This window comes from Moorena sp. SIO3H5, assembly GCF_010692395.1.
Classification (GTDB): domain Bacteria; phylum Cyanobacteriota; class Cyanobacteriia; order Cyanobacteriales; family Coleofasciculaceae; genus Moorena.
Genome location: NZ_JAAHHS010000522.1, coordinates 1 through 4555, shown reverse-complemented (window position 1 = coordinate 4555; position 4555 = coordinate 1). Strand labels below are relative to the sequence as shown.

4 protein-coding genes are annotated in these 4555 nt (G+C 43.6%); 2 read left to right on the top strand and 2 right to left on the bottom strand.

Annotation, left to right across the window (positions count from 1 at the left end):
* Positions 1–791 (bottom strand): uroporphyrinogen-III synthase (locus F6K52_RS32755; RefSeq protein WP_293088724.1); only part of this gene is annotated, 791 nt, incomplete at its 3' end.
* Between the two features lie 767 nt (positions 792–1558).
* Between F6K52_RS32755 and F6K52_RS32750 the strand changes: the two genes are divergently transcribed.
* Positions 1559–3139 (top strand): glycosyltransferase family 39 protein, encoded by a 1581-nt coding sequence (locus F6K52_RS32750; protein WP_293088721.1) that lies wholly within the window; start codon positions 1559–1561, stop codon positions 3137–3139.
* 174 nt (positions 3140–3313) lie between these two features.
* Here the strand turns inward: F6K52_RS32750 and F6K52_RS32745 are convergent, their stop codons facing one another.
* The gene (locus F6K52_RS32745) at positions 3314–4138 is read right to left on the bottom strand and encodes an SDR family oxidoreductase (protein ID WP_293088719.1); all 825 of its coding nucleotides are present in this window, start codon (positions 4136–4138) and stop codon (positions 3314–3316) included.
* 102 nt (positions 4139–4240) lie between these two features.
* Between F6K52_RS32745 and F6K52_RS32740 the strand changes: the two genes are divergently transcribed.
* Positions 4241–4429 carry a hypothetical protein gene (locus F6K52_RS32740; RefSeq protein WP_293088717.1) on the top strand — a complete coding sequence of 63 codons (189 nt, stop codon included), beginning with the start codon at positions 4241–4243 and terminating at the stop codon, positions 4427–4429.
* The last annotated feature ends 126 nt before the right edge of the window (positions 4430–4555 follow it).

Here is a 4555-nt window from a genome sequence, read left to right as displayed (position 1 = left end):
TTTGTAAATCCCTCAAATGTGCTGTAATTTTCGGATACAATAGAAACAGTTAAACCCAATTTTTCAGTATTAGCTGCGGTATAGGGACCAAAGCAAGCAATTACACAATTGCTATAATCCTGGGGGGAGTTAACCATTGTCAAAAAAGCGGTTACTTCTGCGGTGCTACTAAAAGCGATTACATCTATCTTGCCTTGACGAATTAGATTTAATTCTACATCATAGATAGTTTTATCCAAAATTCGGGTTTGATAGGTCAATACTGGAGTGACTTTCATGCCCAATTGCTGTAAACCGGAAACAAAATTGGGAATGACATTAGGTTCTGGTATCCCGACCACCTCTGGAATAGGAACTAATATAGTTTTCTGATCAATAGTTGGATAGTTAGACAATTCAGTAACAATTCCGGTTGGGCTAGCTTCAGCCGGAACTAAATCAGCTGTTACTCCAAAATCCGACAATCGTTCGGCATCTTTTCCAATGGCAGACAGTTGGCAATTTTTCAGGACAGATGTAGCAATACCCAAGGATGCCATGCGGGCAAAAAAAGCGTCTATTCCGTTGCGACTAGTAAAGGCAATCCAATCAAATTCCTGAATTTTCCTGAGAGCAGCATCTAATTCAGGATAATTTTCTAACAAACAGGTTTCAATGGTTGGCATCACTATGGGAAGTCCACCCTGGTTAATGATTTGTTGAGATAACCGAGAGCTATAGTTTCTCGGTGCTGTTACTAAGATTCTTTTGCCATAGAGAGGTAGTTGATTGGAGGGAGATAGAGGATGCATCTTTTGATTGTAAATCTATATCAAGATAGGGAACAGGGAACAGGGAACAGGAAACAGTAGTCAAGAGTTCCAAGAAGTTTTTACTGTTATGCTAAACTAGCATTATTTTTTTGAATCCCAAAAATTATTCTTTAGTTAATTAAATCTTGCCTATTGCTAGCATGCCTCTTGCCTCTTGCCTTTTCCTAAGAGATTCTGTTTACAACTCAAATGGAAATTCTATATAACCATCCTAGGGCGAAACTATTAAAAACATTAATTAATATAGCGTTTTCCATACTTATAAGGTACATTCAATTTTGTTACCCCGTCTTGATGCAGCTGCTGATGGGGTTTAGCCCATCAGCGGCTGCATCCCTACTCCCTACTCCCTACCTCACAGGGGTAGGTTTTTAACAAAAACGTGAGGTGTGGGGTGTAGGGGGTGGGGTGTAGGGTGTGGGTGATAAGAAAATATACTTAATTGTCTTGATGCAAAGCGCGAGTGGGGGAAACCACGGCAGTCGCTCATGGGGGGAACCCCCTTTGGCGGCGCTGCCTCCCCAAGACCGCGCAAATCACGCTTGTCGTTGTCAGCCATGCTTTGCGCGAGTGGGGGAAACCCCCGTGAGGCCACTGCATCGCTTGTCTGTAGCCCCACACCCCACACCCCACACCCAATACCCCACACCTGAGGTCAAAGTAAAAAACCTACCCTTATGAGCTACTCCCTGCTCCCTGCTCCCTACTACTTCCAGATCAGCTGTTCCCTGTTCCCTTTGCTATAGATGAATAAATTAGCACTTACCTTAAAAAATCCCTCTCTCACTGATATCAAGTGGATCCTAAGCCTTTTCCTGGCTGCCCTTTTCCTTTGGGGTATTTTTCTGGGAAATGTACCCCTACGGGACTGGGATGAAGGCACTAGAGCCCTGATCGCTAGAGAAATATATCGCACGGGTAACTGGCTCCATCCTACTCTGTGGGGAGAACCTTATCTACTTAAACCCCCTTTGATGGATTGGTTGATTGCCTTAAGCTATAAACTAGGGGGTGTCCAAGAATTCACTACTCGTCTGCCTGGTGCTTTTTTGTCAGCGTGTGGAGTACCACTGCTCTATTTAGTAGCACGAGAACTATTCGTTGAACGTGTCAGTGCTATGTTTGCGGCTAGCGTCTACTTGACCCTGTTGCCAGTTGTGCGCCACGGACGTTTGGCGATGCTGGATGGCATGATCAATACTTGGTTGTTGCTGTTGCTATTGTGCTTACTTAAAGCTTGTCAGGATCAGTCTTATTGGGCAATTGGGATCGGAGTTTGTTTAGGACTAATTACGTTTACAAAAGGTCTATTAGTTGTGCCTCTAGGGGCAATTGCTTTGGTCTTTCTTCTGGCAAATAGAACCTTAGGGTTGTTGAAGAGTCGCTATTTTTGGTTGGGCATAGTCCTAGGTTACGCACCGGTTTTGGTTTGGTATATTGCCCAATGGCAGCATTATGGAGCAACCTTTTGGCAAGTTCATTTTCTCTCGCAAGGATTTGCTCGCATCTCTGAAAAGGTGGAAGGTAATCAAGGAACACCCTGGTATTATATTTTGGAGTTAATTAAGTATACTTTCCCTTGGCTATTGTTTTGGCTAGGAGGATTCTATCTAGCTTGGCGAAAACCCCTCACGAGTTGGGGGAGTTTGATTTTAATTGGGACTATCGGCTATTTGACGATTATTTCTATGATGGCAACCAAGCTGCCCTGGTACATTATGCCTGTGTATCCCTTTTTTGCGATAGCTGTTGCCGCTAAACTCACTGTATTTTGGAAACATTGGAGTCCTTATCCTAAGATTTTAACAATTGTTTTAGGATTTATCGGAGTAGCTGGTTTAGGGGGATGTATTTATTTTATCTTAGCAGATCCCCAACCGGTTTTAATTCTTATGGGTATGGTGGTAAGCCTAACCATGACCCTAGCAGCTTTGAAAATTAAACATAAAAATCGCAATTTTATCCCAATTTTATTGATAGGGATGTACATGGTTTTGGTATTATTAATGAGTTCTCACTCTTGGCTGTGGGAGTTAAATGAAGCATTTCCAGTCAAGCCAGTGGCGGCTTTGATTCAGGAACATACGGATCCAGGGGATATTATCTATACGTCTTTTTCCTATCAGCGTCCTAGTTTGGATTTTTATAGCGATCGCAAAGTGATTCCCCAAGATGAAAATACGTTAAAACAGTTGTGGTCAACTCAATCTTACCTGCTGTTGGATAACTCGACCTTAGACGCTTTGCAATTACCTAATCAAGTATCTTTAGGCACTGCTGAAGGGTTTACGTTAGCTAGATCGATGGGAGTGGGGAGTGGGGAGTAGGGAGTAGGGGAGTTGCGTCAGTCTTTGAATGAATATTCGTAGAGTGGGCATCCTGCCCGCCCAGAAATATATTGAAACTGGCAAGATGCCAGTTCCACCAAGATGCCAGTTCCACCAAGATGCCAGTTCCACCACGATGCCTATTCTACAGGTGGGTGGGGAGTGTGGGGAGTGTCAATCGAGAGTAGAAAATAGCTCTGCCCAATCAATCACTGATGGTCTCGGTCCCCTGTTTATCAGCTCAAAAACTTTTCCGACCGTAGCAGGGTTAGCAATGGATTCTACACAAGGTGATGCTACATCAATCCGGCTGGCTTGACCTGATAAAGTATCCCCTGTACCTAATACTAACCCTAATTTTCCTGCTGTTGTCGCTTTCAACAGAGTGTTTAAATCATAGGATGTAAATGGACCGTCGATCAGTCGTCCTGCACGAAGAATAGTATAGGGTAATCCTGAATTGATGATGATTTCTTCTGCCTTTTTTTTGGCATCGAGTACACCAAAGGAATTAAGAATACTATAGGGTGGTTTATCTTTTCGTAGCACACCACAAGAGGATACAAAGATAAACCGCTTGAGATCTTTTGGAGCTGCTGCTACCAGGTTGCTAACTCCTATAGCATCAACTTGCTCAGGACTATTTTTGGCTTTAGTAAGACAGTAGCTGGGTTTGAGATAGATCTTGAGCCACTCGATCACACTTGAGAATCCTTTAGCCTGATCGATTGTGTCGAAATCCCACTTTTTAGAAGGGAAAGCAGTAGTTCCAGTACAACAAATGATATGAGTAACATTTTTTATGGCAGGGGGGAGGCTAGAGGGATAGCGCATGTCACCAACAATAATCTCTACTCGGTTATCAAACATTTGCTGAGCTTTTTCAGCACTGCGAGTCAGAACACTAACCTGAAAACTTTTATCTAGTAGCTTGGCCACTGTTAGCTGTCCCACACCACCTGTAGCACCTGCTACGAGTACTCTATCTGTTGAACTCATCACCCCTGCTCCTCAAGTCTCAACTGGAATTGGAAACAAGTATAGCGGTTTGGGACTTTGTTAAGTAAGTATTTATGGTTCTTGAGGGAACAGGGAACAGCGATGCAGCGCGGTCTTGGGGGTTTCCCCCATGAGCGACTGCATCAAGACGGGAACAGGGAACAGAAAAGAGGGAACACAGAACAGGAAACAGGGGAGTTGGGGAGCGATGGCCTTTTGGCCTTTTGGCCACGCTACGCGAACGGCCACGCTACGCGATTGACCTATGGTCACGCTACGCGAACGCATTAATCAATCTCAACAATCCCAGCATGATTATTACTAATTGAAATCGTTAGCTGTCAGCTATCATCTGTCAGTCGTCAGCTTATTTTTTTCAAAAGCTTTTCCCATAGCACATTAGCTGATAACTCATAA

What these genes read in the sequence shown, in the direction of transcription:
- F6K52_RS32750 (WP_293088721.1), top strand. Translation starts at nt 1,559, where the DNA reads ATGAATAAATTAGCACTTACCTTAAAAAATCCCTCTCTCACTGATATC.
- F6K52_RS32745 (WP_293088719.1), bottom strand. Translation starts at nt 4,138, where the DNA reads ATGAGTTCAACAGATAGAGTACTCGTAGCAGGTGCTACAGGTGGTGTG.
- F6K52_RS32740 (WP_293088717.1), top strand. Translation starts at nt 4,241, where the DNA reads ATGCAGCGCGGTCTTGGGGGTTTCCCCCATGAGCGACTGCATCAAGAC.